24 protein-coding genes are annotated in these 25,568 nt (G+C 33.4%); 7 read left to right on the forward strand and 17 right to left on the reverse strand.

The genetic code is table 11. The features are described from left to right. Positions 1-20: 20 nt before the first annotated feature. From DM397_RS10475 to DM397_RS10485, 3 genes are all read right to left on the reverse strand, one after another. Positions 21-470 carry a GNAT family N-acetyltransferase gene (locus tag DM397_RS10475; RefSeq protein ID WP_111377484.1) on the reverse strand — a complete coding sequence of 150 codons (450 nt, stop codon included), beginning with the start codon at positions 468-470 and terminating at the stop codon, positions 21-23. Between the two features lie 167 nt (positions 471-637). Continuing rightward, the gene (locus DM397_RS10480; RefSeq protein ID WP_111377485.1) at positions 638-1,075 is read right to left on the reverse strand and encodes a GNAT family N-acetyltransferase; all 438 of its coding nucleotides are present in this window, start codon (positions 1,073-1,075) and stop codon (positions 638-640) included. A gap of 45 nt (positions 1,076-1,120) precedes the next feature. Next, positions 1,121-1,642: a hypothetical protein gene (locus DM397_RS10485; RefSeq protein WP_111377486.1), complete on the reverse strand. Its 522-nt coding sequence runs from the start codon at positions 1,640-1,642 to the stop codon at positions 1,121-1,123. Between the two features lie 530 nt (positions 1,643-2,172). Here DM397_RS10485 and DM397_RS10490 point away from each other — a divergent pair. Beyond that, the gene (locus DM397_RS10490) at positions 2,173-3,465 is read left to right on the forward strand and encodes an aminopeptidase P family protein (protein WP_111377487.1); all 1,293 of its coding nucleotides are present in this window, start codon (positions 2,173-2,175) and stop codon (positions 3,463-3,465) included. Positions 3,466-3,472: 7 nt separating this feature from the next. Beyond that, the gene (locus DM397_RS10495) at positions 3,473-4,372 is read left to right on the forward strand and encodes an alpha/beta fold hydrolase (protein WP_239457838.1); all 900 of its coding nucleotides are present in this window, start codon (positions 3,473-3,475) and stop codon (positions 4,370-4,372) included. A 294-nt stretch (positions 4,373-4,666) separates the two neighbouring features. Here DM397_RS10495 and DM397_RS10500 read toward each other — a convergent pair whose 3' ends face one another. Together DM397_RS10500 and DM397_RS10505 are read right to left on the reverse strand one after the other, a co-directional pair. Further along, positions 4,667-5,185, reverse strand: coding sequence for a ferritin (locus DM397_RS10500; RefSeq protein ID WP_111377489.1), 519 nt, complete (start codon positions 5,183-5,185; stop codon positions 4,667-4,669). Positions 5,186-5,274: 89 nt separating this feature from the next. Beyond that, a complete protein-coding gene (locus tag DM397_RS10505; protein WP_111377490.1) occupies positions 5,275-5,631 on the reverse strand; it encodes a hypothetical protein in 357 nt (118 codons plus the stop codon). Between the two features lie 180 nt (positions 5,632-5,811). Here DM397_RS10505 and DM397_RS10510 point away from each other — a divergent pair, with 180 nt between their 5' ends. Both DM397_RS10510 and DM397_RS10515 read left to right on the forward strand, forming a co-directional pair. Further along, a complete protein-coding gene (locus DM397_RS10510) occupies positions 5,812-6,615 on the forward strand; it encodes a TIGR00266 family protein (RefSeq protein ID WP_111377491.1) in 804 nt (267 codons plus the stop codon). Positions 6,616-6,782: 167 nt separating this feature from the next. Beyond that, positions 6,783-7,559: an alpha/beta fold hydrolase gene (locus tag DM397_RS10515; RefSeq protein ID WP_111377492.1), complete on the forward strand. Its 777-nt coding sequence runs from the start codon at positions 6,783-6,785 to the stop codon at positions 7,557-7,559. An 84-nt stretch (positions 7,560-7,643) separates the two neighbouring features. Here DM397_RS10515 and DM397_RS10520 read toward each other — a convergent pair whose 3' ends face one another. Both DM397_RS10520 and DM397_RS10525 read right to left on the reverse strand, forming a co-directional pair. Beyond that, positions 7,644-8,018 (reverse strand): hypothetical protein, encoded by a 375-nt coding sequence (locus tag DM397_RS10520; RefSeq protein WP_111377493.1) that lies wholly within the window; start codon positions 8,016-8,018, stop codon positions 7,644-7,646. 25 nt (positions 8,019-8,043) lie between these two features. Further along, positions 8,044-8,364, reverse strand: coding sequence for a roadblock/LC7 domain-containing protein (locus DM397_RS10525; RefSeq protein WP_111377494.1), 321 nt, complete (start codon positions 8,362-8,364; stop codon positions 8,044-8,046). A gap of 290 nt (positions 8,365-8,654) precedes the next feature. Between DM397_RS10525 and DM397_RS23795 the strand changes: the two genes are divergently transcribed. Further along, positions 8,655-8,798: a hypothetical protein gene (locus DM397_RS23795; protein WP_162615477.1), complete on the forward strand. Its 144-nt coding sequence runs from the start codon at positions 8,655-8,657 to the stop codon at positions 8,796-8,798. Between the two features lie 6 nt (positions 8,799-8,804). Here the strand turns inward: DM397_RS23795 and DM397_RS10530 are convergent, their stop codons facing one another. The 7 genes from DM397_RS10530 to DM397_RS10565 all read right to left on the reverse strand — a co-directional run bounded on the left by DM397_RS10530 (position 8,805) and on the right by DM397_RS10565 (position 19,693). Beyond that, complete coding sequence (locus DM397_RS10530) at positions 8,805-9,479, reverse strand: ATP-binding cassette domain-containing protein (protein WP_111377495.1); 675 nt, start codon at positions 9,477-9,479, stop codon at positions 8,805-8,807. A gap of 299 nt (positions 9,480-9,778) precedes the next feature. After that, positions 9,779-12,541, reverse strand: a complete 2,763-nt coding sequence (locus DM397_RS10540) for a PD-(D/E)XK nuclease family protein (protein ID WP_111377497.1) — start codon at positions 12,539-12,541, stop codon at positions 9,779-9,781. Between the two features lie 64 nt (positions 12,542-12,605). After that, positions 12,606-14,072 carry an OmpA family protein gene (locus DM397_RS10545; protein WP_111377498.1) on the reverse strand — a complete coding sequence of 489 codons (1,467 nt, stop codon included), beginning with the start codon at positions 14,070-14,072 and terminating at the stop codon, positions 12,606-12,608. Between the two features lie 113 nt (positions 14,073-14,185). Further along, positions 14,186-15,379 carry a glycine C-acetyltransferase gene (kbl, locus tag DM397_RS10550; protein WP_111377499.1) on the reverse strand — a complete coding sequence of 398 codons (1,194 nt, stop codon included), beginning with the start codon at positions 15,377-15,379 and terminating at the stop codon, positions 14,186-14,188. Between the two features lie 82 nt (positions 15,380-15,461). After that, positions 15,462-18,620, reverse strand: a complete 3,159-nt coding sequence (locus DM397_RS10555) for a UvrD-helicase domain-containing protein (protein ID WP_111377500.1) — start codon at positions 18,618-18,620, stop codon at positions 15,462-15,464. Between the two features lie 141 nt (positions 18,621-18,761). Next, on the reverse strand, positions 18,762-19,358 hold the full coding sequence (locus DM397_RS10560) for a lipoprotein signal peptidase (protein ID WP_111377501.1): 597 nt from the start codon (positions 19,356-19,358) through the stop codon (positions 18,762-18,764). Between the two features lie 119 nt (positions 19,359-19,477). Then, a complete protein-coding gene (locus tag DM397_RS10565) occupies positions 19,478-19,693 on the reverse strand; it encodes a hypothetical protein (RefSeq protein ID WP_111365665.1) in 216 nt (71 codons plus the stop codon). Between the two features lie 181 nt (positions 19,694-19,874). Here DM397_RS10565 and DM397_RS10570 point away from each other — a divergent pair, with 181 nt between their 5' ends. Both DM397_RS10570 and DM397_RS10575 read left to right on the forward strand, forming a co-directional pair. After that, on the forward strand, positions 19,875-20,231 hold the full coding sequence (locus tag DM397_RS10570) for a roadblock/LC7 domain-containing protein (protein WP_109190909.1): 357 nt from the start codon (positions 19,875-19,877) through the stop codon (positions 20,229-20,231). Between the two features lie 35 nt (positions 20,232-20,266). Further along, on the forward strand, positions 20,267-20,647 hold the full coding sequence (locus DM397_RS10575) for a hypothetical protein (RefSeq protein ID WP_111377502.1): 381 nt from the start codon (positions 20,267-20,269) through the stop codon (positions 20,645-20,647). 259 nt (positions 20,648-20,906) lie between these two features. Here the strand turns inward: DM397_RS10575 and DM397_RS10580 are convergent, their stop codons facing one another. The 3 genes from DM397_RS10580 to recO form a co-directional block, all read right to left on the reverse strand. Beyond that, entirely contained in the window at positions 20,907-21,287 is a 381-nt protein-coding gene (locus DM397_RS10580; protein WP_012022792.1) for a TraR/DksA family transcriptional regulator, read from the reverse strand. A gap of 7 nt (positions 21,288-21,294) precedes the next feature. Further along, positions 21,295-24,696, reverse strand: a complete 3,402-nt coding sequence (gene ileS, locus DM397_RS10585; protein WP_111377503.1) for an isoleucine--tRNA ligase — start codon at positions 24,694-24,696, stop codon at positions 21,295-21,297. A 130-nt stretch (positions 24,697-24,826) separates the two neighbouring features. Beyond that, positions 24,827-25,540 (reverse strand): DNA repair protein RecO, encoded by a 714-nt coding sequence (gene recO / locus DM397_RS10590; protein ID WP_111377598.1) that lies wholly within the window; start codon positions 25,538-25,540, stop codon positions 24,827-24,829. Between the last annotated feature and the right edge of the window lie 28 nt (positions 25,541-25,568).

The raw sequence follows: 25,568 nt of genomic DNA on the forward strand, positions 1-25,568 counted from the left end.
AATTTTAATTCAGTTAGATTTTAAAGTTTCATTTCCATAATAGGCATAAACCGATTTTTTATGGAAGTTTCAAATTCACCAATTTTTACAAATCCCATTTTAGAATAAAATTCCTCGGCGTTGGGTTCTGAATCGAGAATTATTCTTTCTGTTTTCTCTTCTTTTATTCGGTTTAAGAAATCGAGAACTAAATGTTTTCCAAATCCTTTTCCAATATACTCCGGTAAGATAAACAAATTATCGAGTTCGATTACTTTTTCATTTTTGAAAACATAAGAATAATAACCTACAATAAAATCATTGTCTACCAATTTAAAAACATTTTGATCTCTAATATAATCTTGAGAAATGGTTAGATTTTTATCCCATTTCTGAATTTGTTCTGCAGAATATCCCCAATATGCTTTTGATTTTTTGGTTATTGCAGTTAGGATTTCGTTGTCGGTTATGTTCGCTTTTTGAATTATCATTAGTTTTAAAATAAGTTTTTAGGCATCTTTAAAATTTAACCGCAAAGTCCGCAAAAAAATTTCAATCTTAAGTTACATTGAATAATTGTAAAGTTCGCAAAGCTTTGAACACAAAACTTTGCGAACTTTGCGTAAGACTTAGCGGGCTTTGCGGTTAAAAAACATCTTTATTGATAAATCGTAAACTTATTATGACTCAAAGTAAAACCCAAATTCTCATAAATCGCTACATTCTCAACTCGCTTTTTATTTGTCGTTACTTCGATACTTTTTAAATCATTCTGCTCAGCAAAATCTAAAATCTCATTTATTAATGCTCTTCCAACGCCTTGACCACGATATTTTTGATAAATAAAAAACTCCTGAATTTCACCAACCAATCCACAATGATGCAGCAAATTTTGAGTATGAAAGCTAATAAAACCTAAACCCTCAGTTTCGTTTTCGGCAATTAGATATAGATTTTTTGGGTTTGAAATGTTTTCGTTGAATATCGTTTCGAAAACTTCAAAATCTAAAATTTCATTTTCGAGTTCACAGATTGCTTTGTAGACGAAGTTTAGATCTTCTACTTGGGTTTTTCTTATTTTGATCTTTGGATTCATTAATTTATTCTTCGATAATTATAGCACATTAAGCTATAGAAATTTTTAATTAAAAAGCGTCTTGATTCTTTCTATAAAACTTTTCTTTTTTACTGCTTGTTTAATTTCTTGAGAAGGTTTTGCATTTTTTTGATGACTTCTTCTTTTTTCTTTTTCTAATTCATTCAAAAATTCAGGAGTATCAGAAAGAAGCATTTCTTTAGAATATTTTATTTCATCATCTAAATAATAAACTTGAGCATTACAGTTATCGATCAATGCAACAGAGATAAGTCCAATACTGGCTCCAGCCGCATAGTCAGCTCCCCAAATAAATGACACAGCGACATCTTCATCTATTATATCTGTTTTAATCCACTCTAAATCATTAATTATTTCAGAAGGTTCTTCAAAATACATTTCAAAAAAAGTCTCAAATCCATTTATAGAACAATTAAGACTGTCTTGACCATATAATATTTCAAATTTATTTAAGATTTTAAAATCGTAACCTAATTCACGAATACTTTCTTCAATTTTTGATTTTGTTGGCATATCTACTTTTTTAAAAAAAGCAAGTTGAGTCATTGACATAATTATTTAAATATTATTAAAATGGAATTTTGAGAATGATTTATTTTGTTTCGCAGTACCAATATACGAATTCTCACAATTGAAACTCAAAACCTATACAAATAATAAACTTGCCAAAACGAGATTCGCGTGAGGGATAGAGGCGGTATCCTTTTATGAAGCGGAGCGGAATAAAAGATATAGCCGAAAGCCCGACCCGGAGGGGCACGCCCATATTGAGATGCTAAGATTAAAAATCTCTGGAATCTGCCAAATCTGCGTGGGACAAAACCATCAATCTTTGTCGAGTTTCTAGTGTGATCTCTCCTCCGTCGAGATGACAAAAACTTTGCGCTTATCAATCTTTGTGGAGTTACTTGCGGAGATTCCTCGTTCCTCGGAATGACAAGATTGTACAAAAACTTTGTGCCTTAGCGCCTTCGTGGCAAAACCAAAACAAATAAGAAAACTTTAATAAATCTGCTATACGCCACTAAATCAAAAATCATTAATTTTGAAATTCGAAGTTCAAAAACGAAATAATTATGAAATATCATCAAATAAACAGCGCTCTTTTTGTAAAAAACCGCAGAAAGTTCATGGCTGAAATGAAACCTAACTCTGTTGCAGTATTCAACTCAAATGACATTTATCCAGTTAGTGCCGACAGTACTTTGCCGTTCGCACAGCATAGAGATATTTTTTACCTGAGCGGTGTAGATCAGGAAGAAAGTGTTTTGCTTTTGTTTCCAGATGCGCCTTATGAGCACCAAAGAGAAATTCTTTTTTTAAGAGAAACCAATGAGCATATTGCAGTTTGGGAAGGTGAAAAACTAACTAAAGAACGTGCTTTTCAGGTTTCTGGAATTAGAACGGTTTATTGGTTGCAAGATTTTCATAAAGTTTTGAACGAAATGATGACGTATGCCGATACAATGTACATCAACACCAACGAACATTATCGTGCGACTGTAGAAACAGAAACTCGTGAAGCGCGTTTTGTAAAATGGTGGAAAGAGCGTTATCCAGCACACAATGTTGCAAAAAGCAACCCAATTCTACAAAGACTTCGTTCTGTAAAAGAAAGCGAAGAAATCGATTTGATTCAGCATGCTTGTGATATTACAGAGAAAGGTTTCCGCAGATTATTATCATTTGTAAAACCAAATGTTACGGAATATGAAATTGAAGCTGAATTGGCTCACGAATTCATCCGTAACCGTTCTAAAGGTTTTGCTTATACACCAATTATTGCTTCTGGAAACAATGCAAATGTTTTACACTATATCGAAAACAACCAGCAATGTAAAGAAGGTGATTTGATTTTGCTTGACGTTGCAGCAGAATATGCTAATTACTCAAGCGACATGACTAGAACAATTCCAGTTTCTGGACGTTTTTCTGATCGTCAGAAAGCGGTTTACAACGCCGTTTTGAGAGTGAAAAACGAAGCTACAAAAATGCTTACACCAGGAACGCTTTGGAAACAATATCATGTTGAAGTAGGTAAAATTATGACTTCTGAATTACTTGGTTTAGGTTTAATAGATAAAGCCGATGTTCAGAACGAAAATCCAGAATGGCCTGCTTACAAAAAATATTTCATGCACGGAACTTCTCACCATTTAGGACTTGACACGCATGATTACGGATTGCTTCACGAACCAATGAAAGCTAATATGGTTTTCACAGTTGAGCCAGGAATTTACATTCCAGCAGAAAAATTCGGAATCCGTTTAGAAGACAATGTTGTGGTTCAGGAAAAAGGAGAGCCTTTCAACTTAATGCGCAATATTCCTATTGAAGTAGACGAGATCGAAACGTTGATGAATGAATAATTTTTTGATGAAAAAGATTTTTCTTCTTGGTTTCTTATTAATTGCCACAACTATTTTTGCTCAAAGTGAAGGTTTTGCTTTGAATAATGATGGAAGTAAAACCTATTACAAAACATTCGGAAAAGGCGAACCGCTTTTAATTATAAACGGAGGTCCCGGAATGAACAGTAATGGTTTTGAAGATATGGCGAAAGTTTTAGGCAAAAACCAACAAACAATTATTTACGACCAAAGAGGAACTGGAAAATCGAAACTTTCAAAATTAGACCCTACGACTATTTCAATGAAATTAATGGCCGATGATATCGAATCATTAAGAAAACATCTTAAAATCAAAAAATGGAATATTCTCGGGCACTCTTTTGGAGGAATGTTGGGTTCGTATTACGCAACAATTTATCCGAACAGCATCAATAAACTGGTTTTATCTTCTTCAGGAGGTGTCGATTTATCTTTATTAAAAGGTCCAAATTTGATTGAATCTAATCTTTCTCAAATTGAAAAAGATTCTATGAATTATTGGAACGAAAAAATAGAAAAAGGCGACACTTCGCATAAAGCCCGTTTAGGACGCGGACGCGCGATGGCTCCAGCTTATGTTTACGATCAGAAATTTGTCCCGATTATTGCTGAAAGATTAACTCAGGGAAATTCAACAATCAATGGTTTGTTGTGGGCAGATATGCAGAAAATGAATTTTGACTGTAAATCTAAATTGAAGAATTTCAAAAATCCTGTTTTAATTATTCAGGGCAAAGAAGATATTATCAGCAATGAAATTGGAGAGTTGGCAAAGCAGACTTTTCCAAATTCGAAACTGATTTTATTAGAACATTCAAAACATTACGGATGGCTTGACGCAAGAGAAAAGTATTTTTCGGATATCAATTCATTCTTAAAATCATAAAAATTTAAAAAAGCTGTCTTAAAAGGACAGCTTTTTGTTAGACGAAATTTTTACAAAATTTATTCTAACCGTAAAACCCCCAGCGGGGTGAAATATTTATAGAATCAATAAAACAAACAAAAAAGAGCTCCAGAGGAGCGACATATATCCTTCTATAGCTTTATGCCGCTCCTCTGGAGCTTTATCTTGTAACCTTTTATGTTTTGCTATAAATATTTCGCTTCTCTGAAGCTTACAAATAAAAAGAGCTGTCCTTTTGTAGACAGCTCCTTTTAAAATTATATAAATCGTTTATTATCCGATTTTTGAAATCTGAACATCCAATTGGAACTTTCCGTCAGCTTCGTTTCCGTTGATTAGATCAAAAAGCTCTAAAGCTCTTCTTGCGTTTTTCTCTTCTTCTCTTTGTTCCGCTACATACCACATCATAAAATCTTCTGTAGCATAATCATTTTCAGCTCTACATTTTGCAATCACTTTGTTAACCGCTTGCGTAACTGCAATTTCGTTTTGCAAAGCAATTTCAAATACTTCTCTAAAAGAAGCAAATTCTTGCTGTACCTCTGGAACAGATGGCGTAATAGCAATCCCTCCCATGTCTGTAATATATTTGAAAACTTTTAGAAAATGCTCTCTTTCTTCTTCGGCTTGCTTGTACATATAAGAAGCTGTATTTGCATAACCATTTCTATCCAACCATGCGGCCATAGCTAAATATTTGTTTGAAGCGTCGCTTTCTAATTTTGCTTGTAAGTTCAATATCTTTTCGATTCCTTCAACTAATGAAGTACTTGTTCTTAGTAAATCTTTCATAACCTTAAATTTTTATACGTGTAAAATTACAAAAATTAAAGACGGCATCTCTAACTGCCTGAAAATTTGGATTTAATCTAAGTAAGAATCTAAATAAGCTCTACATTAACAATATTGCAAAGCATAGAATGCAATGTAAGGGTAAATTTAGTTCCGTTAAGTAAATCTCTCAACTGCACTATTTCGCAGATAGTAAGATTTCTAGAAAAATTTCTTTTGGTAGTTTCAATCAGCTGTGCATCTGACTGGTCAGATAAGTCGTAAAGCATGTTAAGAATGTCAACGCTATTAACCTTTCTTTGAAAAATCAAAAAATCTTGAATCTTGTAACTTGACACTGTATCAATAAAATTGATAATTATACTATTGGTCAAATCACATTGATAACTGTATCCTTTTTCGGTTTCAAATAATACTTTGGTGGTCAAATCACTAACTAATGCCATTCTGATAAAATATAATAACGGTGCAAAAATATAGAATTTAAAGCAATAAAAAACATAATTAAGACTAATTTAAAATAACAAAATCACATAATGTTCTTAAAAACAGTCGAAGTGCGCTAAAATCTGTAACATTTTACAGCATTATGTGTCTAATTTTAAAAAACGAATAACTAAGAAATTATGCAAGCACACGAAATAGATTATCAGATTTTTGGAGAAGAAATGCAATATGTGGAGATAGAATTAGATCCACAGGAAATTGTAATTGCCGAAGCCGGCAGTTTTATGATGATGGAAAACAATATCCAAATGGAAACCATTTTTGGAGATGGTTCTCAACAGCAGGGATCTGGTTTATTTGGCAAACTTTTAAATGCAGGTAAAAGAGTTCTGACGGGCGAAAGTTTGTTTATGACCGCATTTTTAAATCAAGGCAATACCAAAAGCAAAGTTTCATTTGCATCGCCTTATCCTGGAAAAATCCTTCCGATTGATTTGACTGAGTTTCAAGGTAAATTTATCTGTCAAAAAAGTTCATTTTTATGCGCTGCCAAAGGTGTTTCTGTTGGAATAGAATTTTCTCAGAAATTAGGTCGCGGATTATTTGGCGGTGAAGGTTTTATCATGCAAAAAATTGAAGGAGATGGAATGACATTTGTACATTCTGGCGGAACAATGGCCAAAAAAGAACTGGCTCATGGAGAAGTCCTAAAAGTAGATACGGGATGCATTATTGGTTTTACCAAAGATGTAGATTATGATATTGAATTTATTGGTGGCATCAAGAATTCTATTTTTGGTGGCGAAGGATTATTTTATGCCACTTTAAAAGGTCCTGGAACGGTTTACATTCAATCGCTCCCTTTCTCTAGATTGGCTGACAGAATTATTGCTTCGGCACCAAGATCTGGCGGAAACAGTCGCGAAGAAGGGAGTCTTCTTGGCGGATTAGGAAATCTCTTGGATGGTGACAATAGGTTTTAATTAGAATGGCTTTCATAGACGAAAGCCATCTTTTTTTATTCTTCAGGTATCAGTTTGTCATAAATAAATTTATAGCTATTTTAAAGATTTCCCAATTAAATCAAGACATCACGATATTTTAGTTCAGCTTTCTTAACTTTGTACTTCAGAACAAAAAATCTTTCATTTTGAAAACGCTTTTATATAAAAATACTAAAATATCATACTCAGATTCGGGAACTGGAAACACAATAGTTTTACTTCACGGCTTTCTGGAAAACAAAAAAATGTGGAAAGATTATGTTGATTTTTTCTCAGAAAAATATCGAGTAGTTACAATCGATCTATTAGGTCATGGCGAATCTGAACCATTGGGTTATGTTCACGAAATGGAAGATAATGCCAATGCAGTAAATGAAGTTTTGGAATATTTAAAAATTGAAAAAGCTACAATTGTTGGACATTCGATGGGTGGTTATGTTGGTTTGGCTTTCGCCGAATTGTATCCGCAGAAAATCCAGAAATTGGTTTTACTAAATTCAACTTCAAAAGAAGACAGCGCGGAGAAAAAACTAAACAGAACTCGCGCAATTAAAGCTGTAAAACAAAACTATGTTAGCTTTGTAAGTCTGGCTATTGCAAATTTATTCAGCGAAAATAACAGAACACGATTATCTGAAGAAATAGAAAAAGTAAAAACAGAAGCCTTAAAAACACCTTTACAAGGAATTATTGCTTCTCAAGAAGGAATGAAAATCAGAAAAGATAGAGAATGGCTTTTAAAAGAAAACCGTTTTCCAGTTTTATTGATTTTAGGTAAAAAAGATCCTGTTTTAAACTACGAAGAAAGCCTTTCGCAAATTGAAGACACAACTGCAGAATTAATTTCTTTTGAGGATGGACACATGAGCCAAATAGAAAACAAAGAAGAATTAAAAACAACTTTGTCACATTTCTTTGAATAAAAATCTAAGCAGTAAAATCGAAAAAGGCCATTTCTAACCTAGGGTTGAAACAGCCTTTTTCTCATTCTTGGGGGCAAAATATCGTTATAACTTTGAAGTAATATCTTTTTTGTATTTAGATAAAGTCGCTCTTGTCAAACCAAGATTTGCTTTAGTCGAATCTACTGCCAAGTAGATAAAGTATCTTCCGTCTTCAGAAACATCAATAATATGAATCTGATCTGTCAGGGTAATTAAAATATCATTAATTTTTTGATTTAATCCTAAAGCTTTAATCGCATTTAATTTTGCTTTTACAACTTCTAAATTATAGGCAGAAGCTAATTCTGGATCAAAATCTGATTTTACTGTTAACGAACAATAAGACATTCCTGTTTCAACTTCTGTAACAGAAACAGCAATAAATCCGTTAATATTCTCTTTTAAATCGTTTTGAAAGTTTTGCAAAAAATCTGACATGTGTATTAAAATATTTGGTTTTAAATTAGTTGTTAAAAACAGAATCCATTCTTCTCAGCAATAGTCCCATTTTACTTAAATCTTTAGAAAGCAACGCGACGCAATTATCATCTTGATTTTTGCTTGCCACAACAATTCCGTCATTATTTTTGATCATAACTTGTTTAAGATCTCCATTGTTAACGTCTTCAGACATTTCAAGGCACATCTTCAAAATCATTCCGATCATTGCTGCTACATTTCCGTCATATTCTAAATTCACAGACTCGTTTAAGATGCCATCAATATTAAAACTTAGCCCAGACTCTGCGCCAGTCTCTTGCACCAGTGTTTGTAAATCAATCATATTCTTATTTTGTCATGTTTTTGGAAGCGCCAAAGATATTTTAATATTAGCAATTGTGCGATAAACACTTGTTAAAAAAAGATGCAATATAACGTACTGGCACACTTTTATTTATCACTTAATTAATCCTATTTTTTTGCAAAAAAAACGCAAAAAAAATTAACATAAAAAGCAAATAATACTAAAAACGTAACATTTTACTTAACAAAACTCATTTCTAAAATTAACATTTGCAGATTATTGCATTTGACAAAAGTTTTTCTATAGCTTTGCAAAAAAATTTACTAAAAATGAAAACTGTTGACGAATTACGCTTTGACTTAAATGTAAAATTGGAGAAGTTTAGAAGATTTCGTATTGAAAACGGACACATTAATACTACGGCTTCTGAAGAAAAATCTAAAAAAGGTTTTTTCAAGAAAATATTCAGCTAATAGCGTCTAAAAAATTGTCGAATTTGCCAAATAACCTTCACTGACAAGTTCGGCTTTTTTATTGATTACCCGCAACTTACCCTCCTTTAACATTCTTAAATCGGTTGCAATTCCTATCACACTTTTATAATTATGATCGGTAAGGATTATTCCTTTTTCTTCAGAATTTTCTTTAATCAACAACATTATAATCTCAATCATTTTTGGAGATAAACCACTAAACGGCTCATCCAGCAATACAAATTTTGATTGATTAAAAAACATCAATTTAACCTGAAGATAGCGCAATTCTCCAAAAGACAAATCCTTAATTTTTTGATTTAAAAGAGGTTTTAAAAAATCATCTTCGCAAAAAACAAATATTTTTTGTTTATCGACAGACAACCGAATGGTTTGAAAAACCGAAAAATGATTTGGAATAAATTGGTTTTGATGTAGATACCTAATTTCATTTAACAACACAGAAGAATTATTCTTTGAAATTCCGTTAATAAAAATACTTTTATCTAAAGCAGGCACTATCCCAAATATAATCTTCAATAATGTAGATTTTCCAGAGCCATTTCTACCGAATAGACCAATTATCTGACCCGTTTCCAATTTCAAATAAATATCTGAAAGCAATAATTTATCATTAAAACTTTTTTGAATACCACTTATTTCAAGAATATGTTTTTTCAAGATATTTTTTGAATTGAAATTAACGCGACAGCAAACAAAAATACAAGCGCAAAATTGAGCAAGAAACAGTAAAACAAAAGCCTTCTTTTCGAAAAACCATTATTCATATAAAATAAATATTCATTTTGGCGATACATTTCTTTAAATCCAATACTTGACCCAAAACCTAGTGTGGCTATCATCAATAAAAAATGATCAACTCCCCAAAAAAGAAAGGCAATAACAGAGACCACCAAATTCGCAATCAAAGTTGTCTTATAAAACTCAAATATGTTTTGAAATTTTCTGATAGAGATAGTCTAGATTTTTTCCTCAAAAGGAATATTAATATCAAAAATTTCTCCTAACAAATTGGCAATTTCTTCTAAATAAGAGTTTAGTATCTGCGGTGTCACTATAGCATCTAAATCTTTTTCTTCTTTAAACCCGAAAGGTAAAAATCCAGATTTTAGGTTTTTGAATGAGATAATACCAACTTCTATCGGGAGTTCGCCTGCTTCTTTCTCATACATGAAAGCGTACGCCAAAACCTGAATGATTTTATCATTTTTAAGCTCCTGCGTTAACCCGTTCCATGTTTTCAGTACAACATTAGACTTCTCTACTTTTCCTGTCTTATAATCAATAATTCTAATTCTTCCGTCTCGGCGTTCAATACGATCCACATTTCCTTTAATTAAAACAGGAAATGGCAGTTTCGGATGAATAAACTCGCGTTGAAAAGTCTGCTCCAAAGCAATAATCTGAATTGCTTCATTGTTTTTTACAGACTCTAATTCCATCTTTAGAAAGTTAGCTACATTTCGTTTTGCCACTTCAAAAGCCAAAAGGTTTCGCCCTTTCTTGATTTCTCCCTCTTTGTAAACCAGTTTAAATTGTTTCAGAACTTCATCATCAAGTAATTTAAAGCAATTTAAAAGATCGCTTTCAGAAATAAATTTCCCAATAAAAGGCTCGTATAGTGCTTTTAACGTTTCGTGAATAATAGTTCCCAAAGTATTCAAAGCAATATTTTCTTCAACTTCTTCTACTTCACGGATTCTCAATATTTTTTGAAAGTAAAACTCAATCGGATTTCGGATATAACTAGTCAAAGCAGAAGGCGAAAAACCATTAACTGCAATTTCCTTCAATCTTTCCATCACCAATTCAGACTTAGGAACAGAAATCGGTTCGTAGGCCGTATTAGGCAGTTCTGGATTATAAATATCAAAAGTTATATTATGCTTTGATTTTTTTTCAACTTCTAATTGCGTAATAAAACGGCTTCTTTCACCAGCGTCCAATCCGTCATTTTCGGTATTATAAATCAGATAAATGTTTTTAGCTCTTTGAAGTAAATGATAAAAGTGATACGTATAAATCGCATCTTTCTCTTTAAATGTCGGAAGGCCCAACTCTCTTTTAACATCATAAGGAATAAAAGAATTTTGAGATTTACCAGCAGGAAATTTCCCTTCATTCATAGAAGTTATGATCACGGTTTCAAAATCTAAAACACGGCTTTCTAAAACCCCCATAATCTGTAAACCACGCAACGGTTCACCTTCAAACGACACTTCTGCCAAATCTATAATTTGCTTATAAATAGAATGCAAAGTGTCAATATTATCAATATGGTGATGTTTTGAATAATAATTTATTAGTTTATTAATCACTTTAAACACTCCATAAACAAAGGCTTTCGCAATTTTTTCCTCCTCATTATCATTACTGAAATGCTCTTTAATCGTAATTAATAGAGCTGAAATATTCTTTAATACCGCTATAGATCCACTCTGCCATTTTTCAAATAACAAATTAAAAAAACTAGAAGGTTCTGGATGAAGCTCCAAAATTTTATGATGCGTAATAAAAGTATAATTATTCTCTTTAATAATTCTTACCAGCCTTTGCGCATTTGCATAAGGTTCAACCAGTGGATGTGTCAAAATATCAAGCACATCTTTATAATAAAAAACATAACTGCCACCTTTTCGAGAAAGCGCATTGGTATGCATTTTAAACAATTTAGCAACAAATATCTGCGACGGATTATTCTTTCCCGAATATCCCATCGTAATATTTAGCGCTCCAACCGAAGCAGGAAGCGAGTACAAAACCGGAACTAATAAGTTTTCCTCTCCAAGCACAACTGCAACTTTATCTAAAGAAGCATCGGGATTTTGATCGATTAAATTCTCAATGATACTTCCAGCCAATTTGGCTTGTCCTATTGTTTTGGGAGTTCCAATTATTTGAATGTTTTTTGGCTCCGAAAAATCATCTACTATCCAATCAAAAACATTTGACTTATAATGTTTCCAACTTTCTTTAAACCTCCTCAAAAATAAGCCTGCATCATGATATGGATCATTTAGAAATGCCTGATCAGCATCCCAGTAAATTTTCGCTTGATCTAATGCTAGCAAATGCTGCACAATCTTTTCCTCAGCGGCATTCAAAGCATTGAATCCTGCAAAAATAAAAGTGCGATTACCGATAGTATTCGAAAAATGATTCAGATTATTTACTGCTTCTCTATAAATCAAACCTTGGTATCCAATTGATTTAAATAGCAGATGATTATATAACGACTCATAATAAACAGGAAGTAATTTCCAGAAGTCAATATAATTCTCTAATAATTTTGTTTTTTGATCTACCTCAAGCCCCCATCTCTTTATATCTTCAATATCTTTTAGATAAGACAGAACATGTGAAGGATCTAAAAGATATCTGTCAATTTCATTAAAATCCTGCAAAAGTGTTTTAGCCCAATTTGCAAATAACTCAAAAGATTGCTGATTCTTTTTTTCTGTAATAGATAAATAGACTTCATAAAATTCAAACAAAAGCTCGATCGAATCCACAGAACGAATTGATGCAACATCTTGAACAAAATCTTCTATGCTAGTAATCTGTGGGGCAATTATCGTTTTTGACGTTGCCTTTTTAAGTGCTTCAATCAAGAAAACCTTTGCCCTTTTATTAGGAAGAATTATCGTTATTTCGGAAAGTTTTTCAACATAATCCTGAATTACAACAGAGGCAATTTTTTGAAGAAAAGAATCATTTATCATAGTATAAAAATAAAAAAAGCCATTCAATTAAGAATGGCTTTTCCTGTTTATTTAAAAACTAAAATTATAGTTTACCTTGGTATTTAGAACCAATGTGTCTAATTTCAGTTCTTCTGTTTTGTGCTTTACCTGCAGCAGTTTTGTTGCTTGCAACTGGTTTGCTAGAACCAAATCCTTTATACTCTAAGTTTTCTGGATTAACACCTCTTTGGATTAAAGCGTCCATTACAGCTTTAGCTCTATCTTCAGAAAGTTTTTGGTTTAATTTAGCAGAACCTGTACTATCTGTGTGTCCTTCGATAGAGAATTTCGCGTTTGGATAGTTTTTAAGGATTTCTTTAATAGCATCTAATCTAGCTGGAGTTTCTTTGTCACCAGTTTTGAAAGTAGCTTTTCCTGAGTTGAAGTATACCGCTCTAGCTTGAACTTTAAGATCTTCTAACGCCTCAGAAGTTACTTCTGGACATCCTCTGTTACTAGCAGGACCTGCAACTGTAGGACAGTCGTCATCTTTGTCAGCAACACCATCTTTATCAGCATCTAAGAATGGGCAACCACCGTTTTCTTTAGGACCAGCAACTGTAGGACATTTATCGTCTTTATCAGCGATTCCGTCACCGTCAGTATCAGGACAACCTTTTAAAGCAGCTAAACCAGCAACATCTGGACAAGCGTCATCTTTATCAGCAATTCCGTCTCCGTCAGTATCAGGACATCCGTTTAATGCAGCTAAACCAAATACATCTGGACAAGCGTCAGAAGCATCAACGATTCCGTCACCGTCAGTATCAGGACATCCGTTGAATTGTTTTAAACCAGCAACATCTGGACAAGCATCGTCTTTGTCATAGATTCCGTCTCCGTCAGTATCTTTACCTCCGAATTTGAAAACTAAACCTGCAGTATGTTGGAAGTGAGATGGAGCATCTGGAGTTCCATTAGCATCTTCTCTATCTCCGCTAACTGACCATTTGTATCTTGTAGCAAGCTCAAGACCAATAGCATCTGTAAACCAGAAAGTAACACCAGCACCTGGATTAATAGTTCCGTAGCTGCTATCTCCGAAGAAAGTGTAACCTCCACCAACAGATAACGAAGGATCAACCACTTTAGATTTGATTAACTCTTGGAAACTATATTTCACAGTAGCATCAATTCCGTAGTACATTAAGTCTCCAGGATTTTCTACGATCATACCTCTTCCATCGTGACCTGCAGCAGTTGGAGCAAAAACAACATATTTGTCAATTTTGTTCACAGATCCCTGTAAACCTACAGAGAAACCATGCCCCACATATCTATTTACACCAATGTAAGATAAAGAAGGAAGAATATTCCAGTTATCTTTTACAGCGAATGGCTGAGAAAAGTGTGCAGGAAAAAAGTCAACATGATCTGGACTTGCACTAGTCCTTGTATCCACAGCATTAACCCCGAAAGAGATCGCCCATGGATTGTTACTGTCTTGCGCGTGAGAACTTAAACCCATCGCCATCAATACAGCAACTAAAAGTTTGTTAAGATGTTTCATACTTAATTTTTTTAATTACAATTTAGTTAATTACAAGCAAAAGTAACACCAAATTTTTTAAATACAAAATGAAATGTTAAAAAAAACCTACAAAAATTTAACTGAAGTGGTAATTATATAACTTTTAACATTTTACCGACAACTGTGAAGGCGTTTATAGCCTTATCCAAGTGCTCTTTTTCATGCCCTGCAGATAATTGTACTCGTATTCTTGCCTTATCTTTTGGAACCACAGGAAAGAAAAAACCAATAACATATATACCTTGCTTCAAAAGTTCGTTTGCCATAGTCTGAGATAATTTTGCATCATACAGCATAACCGGAACAATTGCAGAGTCTCCATCGATAATATCGAAGCCTGCTTTTTTCATACCTTCTTTAAAATAGTTGGTATTCCATTCTAGTTTATCACGAAGCGCTGTATCTTTCTCTAATAATTCAAATACTTTTATTGAAGCTCCAACAATAGCAGGCGCCAATGAATTTGAAAACAAATATGGTCTAGATCTCTGACGAAGCAATTCTATAATTTCTTTTTTGGCAGTAGTGTAACCTCCCATAGCTCCTCCTAAAGCCTTACCAAGGGTTCCTGTGATAATATCTACTCTTCCCATTACTCCTTTTGCTTCAAGAGTTCCTTTTCCTGTAGCTCCAATAAAACCTGCAGCATGGCATTCATCAACCATTACCATTGCATCGTATTTATCTGCCAAGTCACAAATTTTATCTAATGGCGCCACTAAACCATCCATAGAGAAGACTCCATCAGTTACAATTAATTTAAAACGAGCTCCAGCTTCATTTGCTTTAATTAACTGCTGCTCTAAATCTTCCATATTGTTATTTTCATAACGATAACGAGCTGCTTTACACAAACGAACTCCATCAATAATAGAAGCATGATTCAAACTATCTGAAATAATTGCATCGTTCTCTCCTAATAAAGGTTCAAAAACACCACCGTTTGCATCAAAAGCAGCTGCATATAATATAGTGTCTTCTGTACCGTAAAAATCGGCAATCTTTTTTTCTAATGTTTTATGAATGTCTTGTGTTCCGCAAATGAAACGCACTGACGACATTCCAAATCCATGTGTATCCATTGCATCTTTTGCTGCTTGCACCACTTCTGGATGCGAAGAAAGCCCTAGATAATTGTTAGCACAAAAGTTCAATACTGTTTCTCCAGTCGAAATTGTGATTTCAGCACCTTGTGGAGAAGTAATAATTCTCTCTTTTTTGAAAATTCCATTTTCTTCAATCGTCTGCAATTCCTTTTGCAGATGTTCTTTTATTTTACCGTACATTTTTTATTTATTTAAAACGTTAAAAATTAACAACTTAACCCAAATTAAGCTTCGTTTTTTCTTTAACATCTGATTAATTTTTTCACAAATTTACTACTTCAATTTCCTCTCCTATATATACAAGAGCTTTTTTTAACACTGTGTACCCCAAATCTTCAATTGCGTCTTGATATTCCTGAATTTGCTGCTGATATTTAGCATTAGGCACTCCTGTCTTATAATCCAACAAATAAGCCTCCTTACTTTCTAACAACACAATTCGATCAGGTTTTAAAATTCTTCCTTCTTTCTGAACTATAGTCTGCTCATTTAGAACTGTGTGATTTGCATCAAAACATATATTGAGCTCTGAATGATTTACAATTTCATTCAAAGTCTGCAATACCTGATCCTTTTGATCATAAGTTATCAAACCATTTTCGAGTGATTTTGTAACAGCCAAATCAATATCTGACCTATCTTTAACAAAAGCCAAAATCTCATGCACAATATTTCCATACGAAATCGCTTCCTGCTGATGCGTTCCCCACATTAAAGCTTCGCGTTGAGCAATTTTAATATTTTTAGGATTTAAAACTTCTTTCACAATTGGAATAGACTTCACCATGTCAATTGTTTTTGAAGATTTTGACAATCTAGCTTTATTTCCAAATTCGTAATTCAATTTTTCTTCATCATAAACTCCTTCATGAATCAAAAATTTAATAAAAAAAGAAGCCATATTGTTTGGATATTCACCATCACTTTTAGCTTTTAGCGATTGAGAAATAACATACAATTGCTCTTCAGCACGAGTCAGAGCAACATAGAGCACATTTATATTATCTAAAAGCTCTTCTTGTTTTTTCAAATTAAAAACTGCCGATGCGTTTTCTCCGAAACTTTCAACCGCACTGCTATTATCAACCAAAGCTTTTGGAACTCCCAAATCTATTTCTTCTGTATCCAGCCACAACTTGTCTTTTGGTTTTCGATTATAATCTTCATCTGCAAAAGGCATAATTACAACTGGAAATTCCAATCCTTTAGACTTATGAATAGTCATGATTCGAACAGCATTATTTCCTTCAGGAGAAGGAATGCTAAATTTCTCCGCATTTTTATCCCAAAAAACTAAAAAATCTGCAACTCCGGCTTGATTCCTAATATCTCTTTCTAAAACAATATCTAGAAAAAACTGCACATAGGCATTTCCTTCTGATGGAAGAATAAATTTAGAAATGATAATTTCAACCGCTTCATATAGAGATTTTTTTCTAACATCTTCGAAAGAAAAAGAAACATCAAATGTCAAAAGCCATTCTTCAAATTCTTTTTCAAATCGATGATTCATTCCCATCGCAATAAAATCATGGATAGGCATTGACAAATCTTTAGTTGAAGCCAAGAAATGTAAAAAGTTAGCTTTTGATTCTAAATCTGAATTATTATTTAGATATCGAAGAAGATGAATAATCAGACGAACTTCTGACGCATTCTGAATCATCAAAGTTTCCGAAGACAGCAACGGAATTCCCTGCTCTGTCAAATAATTAGCAATTGCAATTCCTTGATCTCTTTTTCTAGTCAGGATTACAATATCTTTATATTCGAAACCTTGCTTAACTACTTCTTGAATCGTATTTAAAGTAGCTAAAACATACAAATCTGATTTTTCTACAACATCATCTTCATCTGCAAAATCATTTTTATCAATAATCGGAAGAAACGAAATGTCTACATAACCGCCTTTTTTCGAATTGGTGTTTTGAAAACTATGATTTTCGTACAGATTTTTATAATCTTCATTTGAAAATTCGCTAGAAATCAATTTAAAAAAAGCGTTGTTAAACTCAATGACTTCGCTATAGCTTCTATAGTTTGTATCGAGATGTTTTACTACTTTTTCATGATGAAAAAAAGCCACCTCTTCTTTACTCAGTTCTATAAATTGCTCTGCTTTTCCTCCGCGCCAGCGATAAATAGATTGTTTCGGATCTCCAACAATCATCAGAGTTCCTTTATTTCCAAAATCATCTAATCCAGAAAGCGAATTATCAATCAGCGGAATCAGGTTCTGCCATTGCATTTCTGATGTATCTTGAAACTCATCAATAAAGAAATTTCGATAACGCTCTCCCAAACGTTCATAAATAAAAGGCGCTGGCTGATTCTGAATTTCCCGGTGAATTATCGCGTTGAATTCTGAAATAGACAAGACATTCTGTTCCGACTGAATTTTTGCAAGTTCATTACTTACCGTATTCAGCAAAGAAAGCGGCGTAATATTTTTTAAAAAGGCTTTGTAAAAATCTCTTTTCTCGAAATTCTGATAAACCTCTTTCAATACCTGAAGAAGTTCAGGTATAATATTTTCAATTAAAGCTCTGTCTTTTGCCGTCTTATTAATCGCAATATCGTCAAACTCATGAAAGGTTTTATTTTTCGGATTAAATTTTCCGTCTTTAATACTTTGCAAATGGTTCGGAAAGGTTCCTCTTGAAAATGATTTTGGGTCGATTCCGTTTTTATCAATTAATTCAATTGCCTTAGCTGCAAGACCCTCATTGGTTTCTTCCAATTCTTTACAAAGCCCTTGCATTTTCTTTTTAATCTCAACAAACTCTCCGATTGTTTTATTTTGAAAATGCAGAATTTCATTTCGATTGTTTTCATTCAAAACCAATCTACCAGTATCGAGAATTTCACGAGAAATATCCCAGCTTTTGTCGTCATCGGTTTTTTCCATTGTGAAATCGATGAGCAATTTGGTTAAAGTTTCATCTTCACCCGCTTGTGCAATAATGGCGTCAACAGCTTCAACTAATAAGTTTTCGGTATCCAAAGTCACCTCAAAAGTCATTGGAAGATTAAGATCATGTGCAAAAGCACGAATAACTTTATGTGTAAATTTATCAATAGTAGAAATATCAAAAGCAGCATAATTATGAATTAAGTGCTTAATGATTTGCTGCGATTTGGTTTTAATTTTAATAATCGAAAGTCCAGTATCGCGTGAAAGATCTTCCATTAAATCAGCCGCTTTTGGAGACGGATCGTCTTTTGCAAATTCAGATAAATTTCCAACAATACGGCTTTTCATTTCATGAACAGCCTTATTGGTAAAAGTTATGGCTAAGATATTTCTGTATGCATCGTTTTTTGGAGAAGAAAGAATAATTTTTAAATATTCTTTTACCAAAGTATACGTCTTTCCTGATCCTGCAGAAGCATCATAAATGGAAAAAGACGGACTTTGCATAAGTTTGGTTTTAATATTGTAAAAATAGCACAATTAAATATAAATCCCAATAATGAAAAATTCCAAATTCCAATTTTTGAAGCACTAATCGCAAACAAATATTGGAATTTGGAATTTTTTATCTTGTATTTTTAAAAATAATTAGTGTTTTGGAAAAGCTCTTCTATTGAAAACCAAAAGTATTCCTACACCAGTAGAAATTGCTACATCGGCCACATTAAAGATAGCATTAAAGAAGGCAAAATGTTTTCCACCAAATAGCGGAAGCCATTCAGGAAGATTTCCCTCCCAAATAGGAAAATAGAACATATCTACTACCAAACCATGAAACCATGTTCCATAAGGAGCTGGAGAAAAAATTGTTGCAAGGTTGTGAGTACTGTCATCAAAAATAACTCCGTAGAAAACAGAATCGATAATATTTCCTGCCGCTCCTGCAAAGATCAACGCAATAGCAACTACTAAATATGTAGAATGACGTTTTTTTATAGAATCAGAAAGCCACCAGCCAATTCCAACAACGGCAAAGATTCTGAAAACCGTCAAAATTAGTTTTCCGTATTCTCCTGGTATTTTTGTTCCCCAAGCCATTCCTTCATTTTCAATAAAATGAATTCTAAACCAATCAGCAATTACAACTTCTTCACCAAGAACAAAATTTGTTTTGACATAAATTTTAGAAAGCTGATCAACAATTAAAACTAGAAATATAAGGAAATACGCTTTTCGTAATGACATTTTATGATTTTTTGATGGGCAAAAATAACAATTAAATCAAAAAAAACGCTCCTAAAGGAGCGTTAATTCTTTTGCAACAAACCAAACAAGTTTATCTGCTAATCTAAACGTAGTAAAGTTTACTTTTTTACAGCTGCTTTTGCTGGCGCTTTCGGACTGTCGGAGAAAAAATCTGAAATCGACTTGAAGATTCCTTTGCTCTCTTTTCCGGCAGCCAGTTTCTTAGCTTCGCCCTTTTTTACATCTGCTTTAAATTTAACACGCAGTTTTTCAAATTCTTTCATTCTGCGCTCTACATCAGAGTTTACTTCTTTGAATTTCAATACTTTAGCCATAATGTAAGTTTTTCGTCGTAAATAATTAAAATTATTACTGATTTGGTATTACAATGATACATAATTTAATTTATATTTGTTAATAAAAATTAACACTTGTTTAGGACAACTTGCATTAATTTTTGAAAACGAATACCAACACAAACTAAATTTAACATTCCTCCCAAAATCCTACAAAATCATGAATGAAATCACAACTACACTAAACGACTTTCTTGTCAGCACAAAATCTACTGCTGCATTAATTTTGAACGGAAAAGGAAAACTTATCACTTCCTTAAATCTTGACTACGGCGACAGTATTGCCGCAATGAGTGCAGCTATTTTATCTATGAGCGAAAAATTTTTAATTGATTTAGAAAAAGGCTCTCTAAAACAATTATACCTAAAAAGTGCTGAAGGCGTTATTGTTGGAAACAAAATAAGCGGTTCTAACTTTATCGTTGCTTTTTCTAAAGAAGGAAGTAATCTAGCCTTATTAATGCGTTCTACAGAAGAAGTTTCTGTTGAATTAAGCAAAAATTCTCTATTGAAATAACATAAAATTCTATTAACAAATAACCCAAATGAACTATGAGCAATGATTTTTTAAACGTGTTTTTAAACGAAATGAAAACTAACGTAAACGGCTTTATCGCTGTAGCAGTAACAGAAATTGAATCTGGATTAAGTTTTGGAAACCTAACAGTCGATCCTAATTTTGATCCTGAATTAGCTGCAGCGTACAACTTAGAAGTTGTAAAAGCTAAATTGAGTGCAGTTAAAGCACTTAACTTAAACCAGGACATCGAAGATATTTTGATTACATTATCGAATCAAATTCACATTATCGACATTTCTCCTAACAAAAAATTCATGATCTATCTTGCAGCTGATGCTTCAAAAGCAAATTTAGGTATGACAAGAGCTATTTTAAGAAAACACAAAGCAGACGTTGAAAAAAATCTAGCGTAATTATGCAACAATTTTACTTTTAAAAAACACCGCCCCTAACCAAGGCGGTTTTTTTTATTTATCGCAAAAAATCTTAGGTAATTTTACCTGCTTAATTCTTACAAAAAAAACGACCTTAAAATTCGCTTATCTTGATTAATTATAAATAATTTCTTTCAATAGTAATTTACATCATCAAATCTGAATTTCAGTGAACATTAAACAAAAAAAACGCTCCCTTTTTAGGAGCGTTTTCTTTCTATCTAAAGATATTTTATAATTATCTCTGCAAGTTTTTAGCTTCGATACTCATTGTTGCGTGAGGAACGATTTTAAGCCTTTCTTTGCTAATTAATTTACCCGTTACTTTGCAGATACCGTATGTTTTGTTTTCTACACGGAATAAAGCATTTTTTAAATCGCGAATGAATTTCTCTTGTCTGATAGCCAACTGAGAGTTCGCTTCTTTTGACATGGTCTCACTTCCTTCTTCAAAAGCTTTAAAAGTTGGAGAAGTATCGTCAGTTCCGTTATTCAAATCGTTCATATAGGCACTTTTGATCAAATCAAGATCTTCTTGCGCTTTTTTAATTTTTGCTTGGATTATCTCTTTGAACTCTGCTAAATCTGCGTCAGAGTATCTTGTAATTTCATCTATCATTTTCTAACTATTTTGAAATTAATATAATGGTTCTAATGTCATCAAACTCAATTTCTGTGCCGTTTTCTAACGTGTCAGCAAAAACCAGTTCGTCTGTTAATGTTTCTGACTTAATATAGTCTTCATTTTTTGAAACTGCATCTTCTAAAATACCGTCTCGTTTTATTTGAACTTTAATCTTATCCGTAACCTCAAATCCTGAATCTTTACGAATATTTTGTATTCTATTAACTAATTCTCTAGCGATACCTTCATTTTTTAATTCTTCGGTAAGAGTAATATCAAGCGCAACTGTTATTCCGTTTGAATTAGCAACCAACCATCCTTCGATATCTTGTGATGTAATTTCCACATCTTCTAATGATAAAGTTACACTATTTCCTGCAATAACAATATCTAGCGTCCCTTGCTTGTCTAGCTGGTTAATCTGATCTGCAGAAAAACCTTGTATCTCCTTAGAAATCAGACCCATATCTTTACCAAAACGTGGTCCAAGAGCTTTAAAATTAGGCTTAATCTGTTTCACTAAAATACCTGAAGCATCGTCTAAAAGTTCAATTTCTTTCACGTTTACTTCGGCTTTTACAAGGTCCGAAATTGCTTCGATTTCAGCACGCTGATTCTCGTCAAGTACTGGAATCATTACCTTTTGCAAAGGTTGACGTACTTTTATCATCTCTTTTTTACGTAGTGATAATACCAAAGATGAGATCGTTTGCGCCTTCTGCATTTTGCTTTCCAACGTTTTATTAACAAAGTTTTCGACAAATTTTGGGAATTCTGCCAAGTGAACACTAGCAAAATCCTCGGTTCCCGTAGAAGCTGTCAAATCTCTGTATAATTTATCCATAAAAAATGGAGCTACTGGAGCGCTTAGTTTACTGATTGTAAGTAAACAAGTATAAAGCGTTTGGTAAGCCGCAATTTTATCTTTAGCGTATTCTCCTTTCCAGAAACGACGACGGCATAAACGAACGTACCAGTTACTTAAGTTTTCCTGGACGAAGTCAGAAATGGCCCTTGTAGCTTTTGTTGGCTCGTAATCTTCGTAGCATTCGTCAACAAATTTGATTAGCGAATGTAATTCAGAAATAATCCATTGATCAATTTCAGGTCTTTCGTTTAACGGAATTTCGGCTTCAGCATATTTAAATCCGTCGATGTTTGCATATAACGAGAAGAACGAATAGGTATTATAAAGTGTTCCGAAGAATTTACGTTTCACCTCAGCAATTCCTTCAAGGTCAAACTTCAAGTTATCCCACGGATTTGCATTCATAATCATATACCAACGTGTAGCATCTGGGCCGTTTTCTGCAATGGTTTTAAACGGGTCTATGGTATTTCCTTTACTCTTAGACATTTTAATTCCGTTTTTATCCAAAACCAAACCGTTTGAAACTACGTTTTTGTACGCTATTTTATCAAAAACTAAAGTTCCGATAGCGTGTAAAGTATAGAACCATCCACGAGTCTGATCTACTCCTTCGGCAATGAAATTCGCTGGAAAATCTTTGTTTCCGTCAATTTTATCTTTGTTCTCAAAAGGATAGTGCCATTGTGCATAAGGCATTGCTCCAGAATCAAACCAAACGTCGATTAGATCACTTTCGCGCTTCATTGGTTTTCCAGAAGCCGAAACCAAAGTGATAGCATCAACAACATTTTTGTGCAAATCAATTAAATCATAGTTTGATTCAGACATATTTCCAATCTCAAACCCTTTAAATGGATTTTCTTTTTGGAAACCTGCTTCGATTGACTTTTCGATTGCATTGTACAATTCTTCAACAGAACCGATAATAACTTCTTCTGTTTTATCTTCTGTTCTCCAAATTGGCAACGGAATTCCCCAATATCTAGAACGAGATAAGTTCCAATCATTAGCATTTTTAAGCCAATTTCCAAAACGTCCTTCACCAGTAGATTTAGGCTTCCAATTGATAGTTTCGTTCAGATCGAACATTCTATCTTTTACATCGGTTACTTTGATGAACCATGAATCTAGAGGATAGTATAATAACGGCTCGTCTGTTCTCCAGCTGTGTGGATAACTGTGCACGTATTTTTCAACTTTAAAAGCTTTGTTTTCTTCTTTAAGACGAATAGCAATTTCAACATCTACAGATTTCTCCGGAGCTTGTCCTGCATCGTAATATTCGTTTTTAACATATTTACCAGCCAAATCACCTACATGAGAAGTGAATTTTCCTTGCAAATCAACTAAAGGAACTGCTGTTCCGTTTTCGTCTAAAACCAACATTGGCGGTACTTCTGGCTTAGCTTCTTTTGCTACTTTAGCATCATCTGCACCAAAAGTCGGAGCCGTATGCACGATTCCTGTTCCGTCTTCTGTTGTAACGAAATCTCCAGAAATTACTCTAAATGCATTTTCAGCATTTTGGTATGGCAATACGTATGGCAATAATTGCTCGTAACGGATTTCTACTAAATCTGCTCCTTTCGCTTCTGTTAAGATTTTGTATGGCAATTTTTTGTCGCCATTTTTTACATTGTCAAAATCAGCATCGTCTTCACTTACGAAATATCCTTTTCCGAATTGTTTTCCAACTAAGTTTTTAGCCAAAATCACATTGATTGGCTCAAAAGTATATTGATTGAAAGTTTTAACTAAAACATAATCGATTTTTGGACCAACTGTCAAGGCTGTGTTTGACGGAAGTGTCCAAGGCGTGGTCGTCCAGGCCAAAATGTGAATATCTCCAAATCCCTGTAAAAAGCTCGGAAGTGTTTCTGGTAAAGTTTTGAATTGCGCTACAATTGTAGTATCTGTAACATCTCTATAAGCTCCAGGCTGATTTACTTCGTGAGAAGATAACCCAGTTCCTGCTTTTGGAGAGTAAGGCTGAATCGTGTATCCTTTGTACAACAAACCTTTATCGTAGATTTGTTTCAAAAGCCACCAAACAGATTCCATATACTTTGGTTTATAAGTCACATACGGATCATCCATATCAACCCAATACCCCATTTTTTCGGTCAAATCATTCCATACGTCCGTATAACGCATAACGGTTTTTTTACACGCTTCGTTATATTCTTCGATAGAAATGGTCTTGCCAATATCTTCTTTTGTAATTCCTAATTCTTTTTCGGTACCCAATTCCACAGGCAAACCGTGAGTATCCCATCCAGCTTTTCTTTTTACTTGAAAACCTTTCTGAGTTTTATATCTGCAAAAAATGTCTTTAATCGCACGTGCCATTACGTGGTGAATTCCAGGTAATCCGTTTGCTGAAGGCGGACCTTCAAAAAATACGAAAGGCTCAGCACCTTCGCGAGTTGTTACACTCTTTTCAAATATATTTTCTTTCTTCCAAAAATCAAGAACTTCAGACGCTACAGTTGGTAAGTCAAGTCCTTTGTATTCAGTAAATTTTGTACTCATTTTATCCTTTTCTTAAACGAGGTGCGAAAGTAAGGAATTTTGAGGAAAATAGATAAAAGATAAGGTAAAAAAGACCAGTTCTTGGAAATTTTGAGTATATTCCGCAACAAATAATATCTTTTTTCGTGATTTAAGAGAAAACTTCCTTTAAAATCTCTAAAGATTTAGGTTTTTTGAATCCCTCCAAATGCAAACTGTAATAATCAATCAGAATTCTCAGCAGAATTTGTCTTTCCAAAACATGAAAAACTTTTTGATCATTATCAAACTTTAAGTCAAGGAGTTTTTTAAACAGATTGGTTTCATGTTCCGAAAGTACATTCCCATTCTGAAAAAGAGTAAAAATCCCTTCATTCATCTCAAAAAAAGGAAGATTAACCTCTGACAAATCAGGATAAAAACCGAGGTATTTTGTAATTTCTAAGAGGAGTATTAAATGAAAGTTAGAAATTTCATCATGATGATCCAACCAAGTTAGCGCCGTTTCTAAAAACAAGAAAAGCTGTTCGTTTTTCTCTTCTTCTTGAATGGAATAATGAAGCATTTCTGAAAGAAACATTACCATTGTACTTTTCACAATGTCCGTGTGAATGCTTTGAAATGGAACCGCCGTTTTTATTTCTTTAAAATTTTCAAGCGTGCCTTTATTTTTATGGACAGCTTCAATTTCTAAAATCGAAAACGGTTGAAAATAGGCAATCTTCTGACTTGCCTTTCTGCTAGAAAAAGCATCACGCACAAAATAAGATTTCAGTCCGCTGGAAAGTGTAAAACATTTTACAATCAAGCTTTTTTCCTGAAATTTTAATGATGAAATTACTATGGCTTTGGTTTTAACGAGCATTTTTAATTTTAGATTGTAGATTTTAGAT

Origin of the sequence: Flavobacterium nitrogenifigens, assembly GCF_003254565.1 — a bacterium.
In the GTDB taxonomy this organism is placed as follows: domain Bacteria; phylum Bacteroidota; class Bacteroidia; order Flavobacteriales; family Flavobacteriaceae; genus Flavobacterium; species Flavobacterium nitrogenifigens.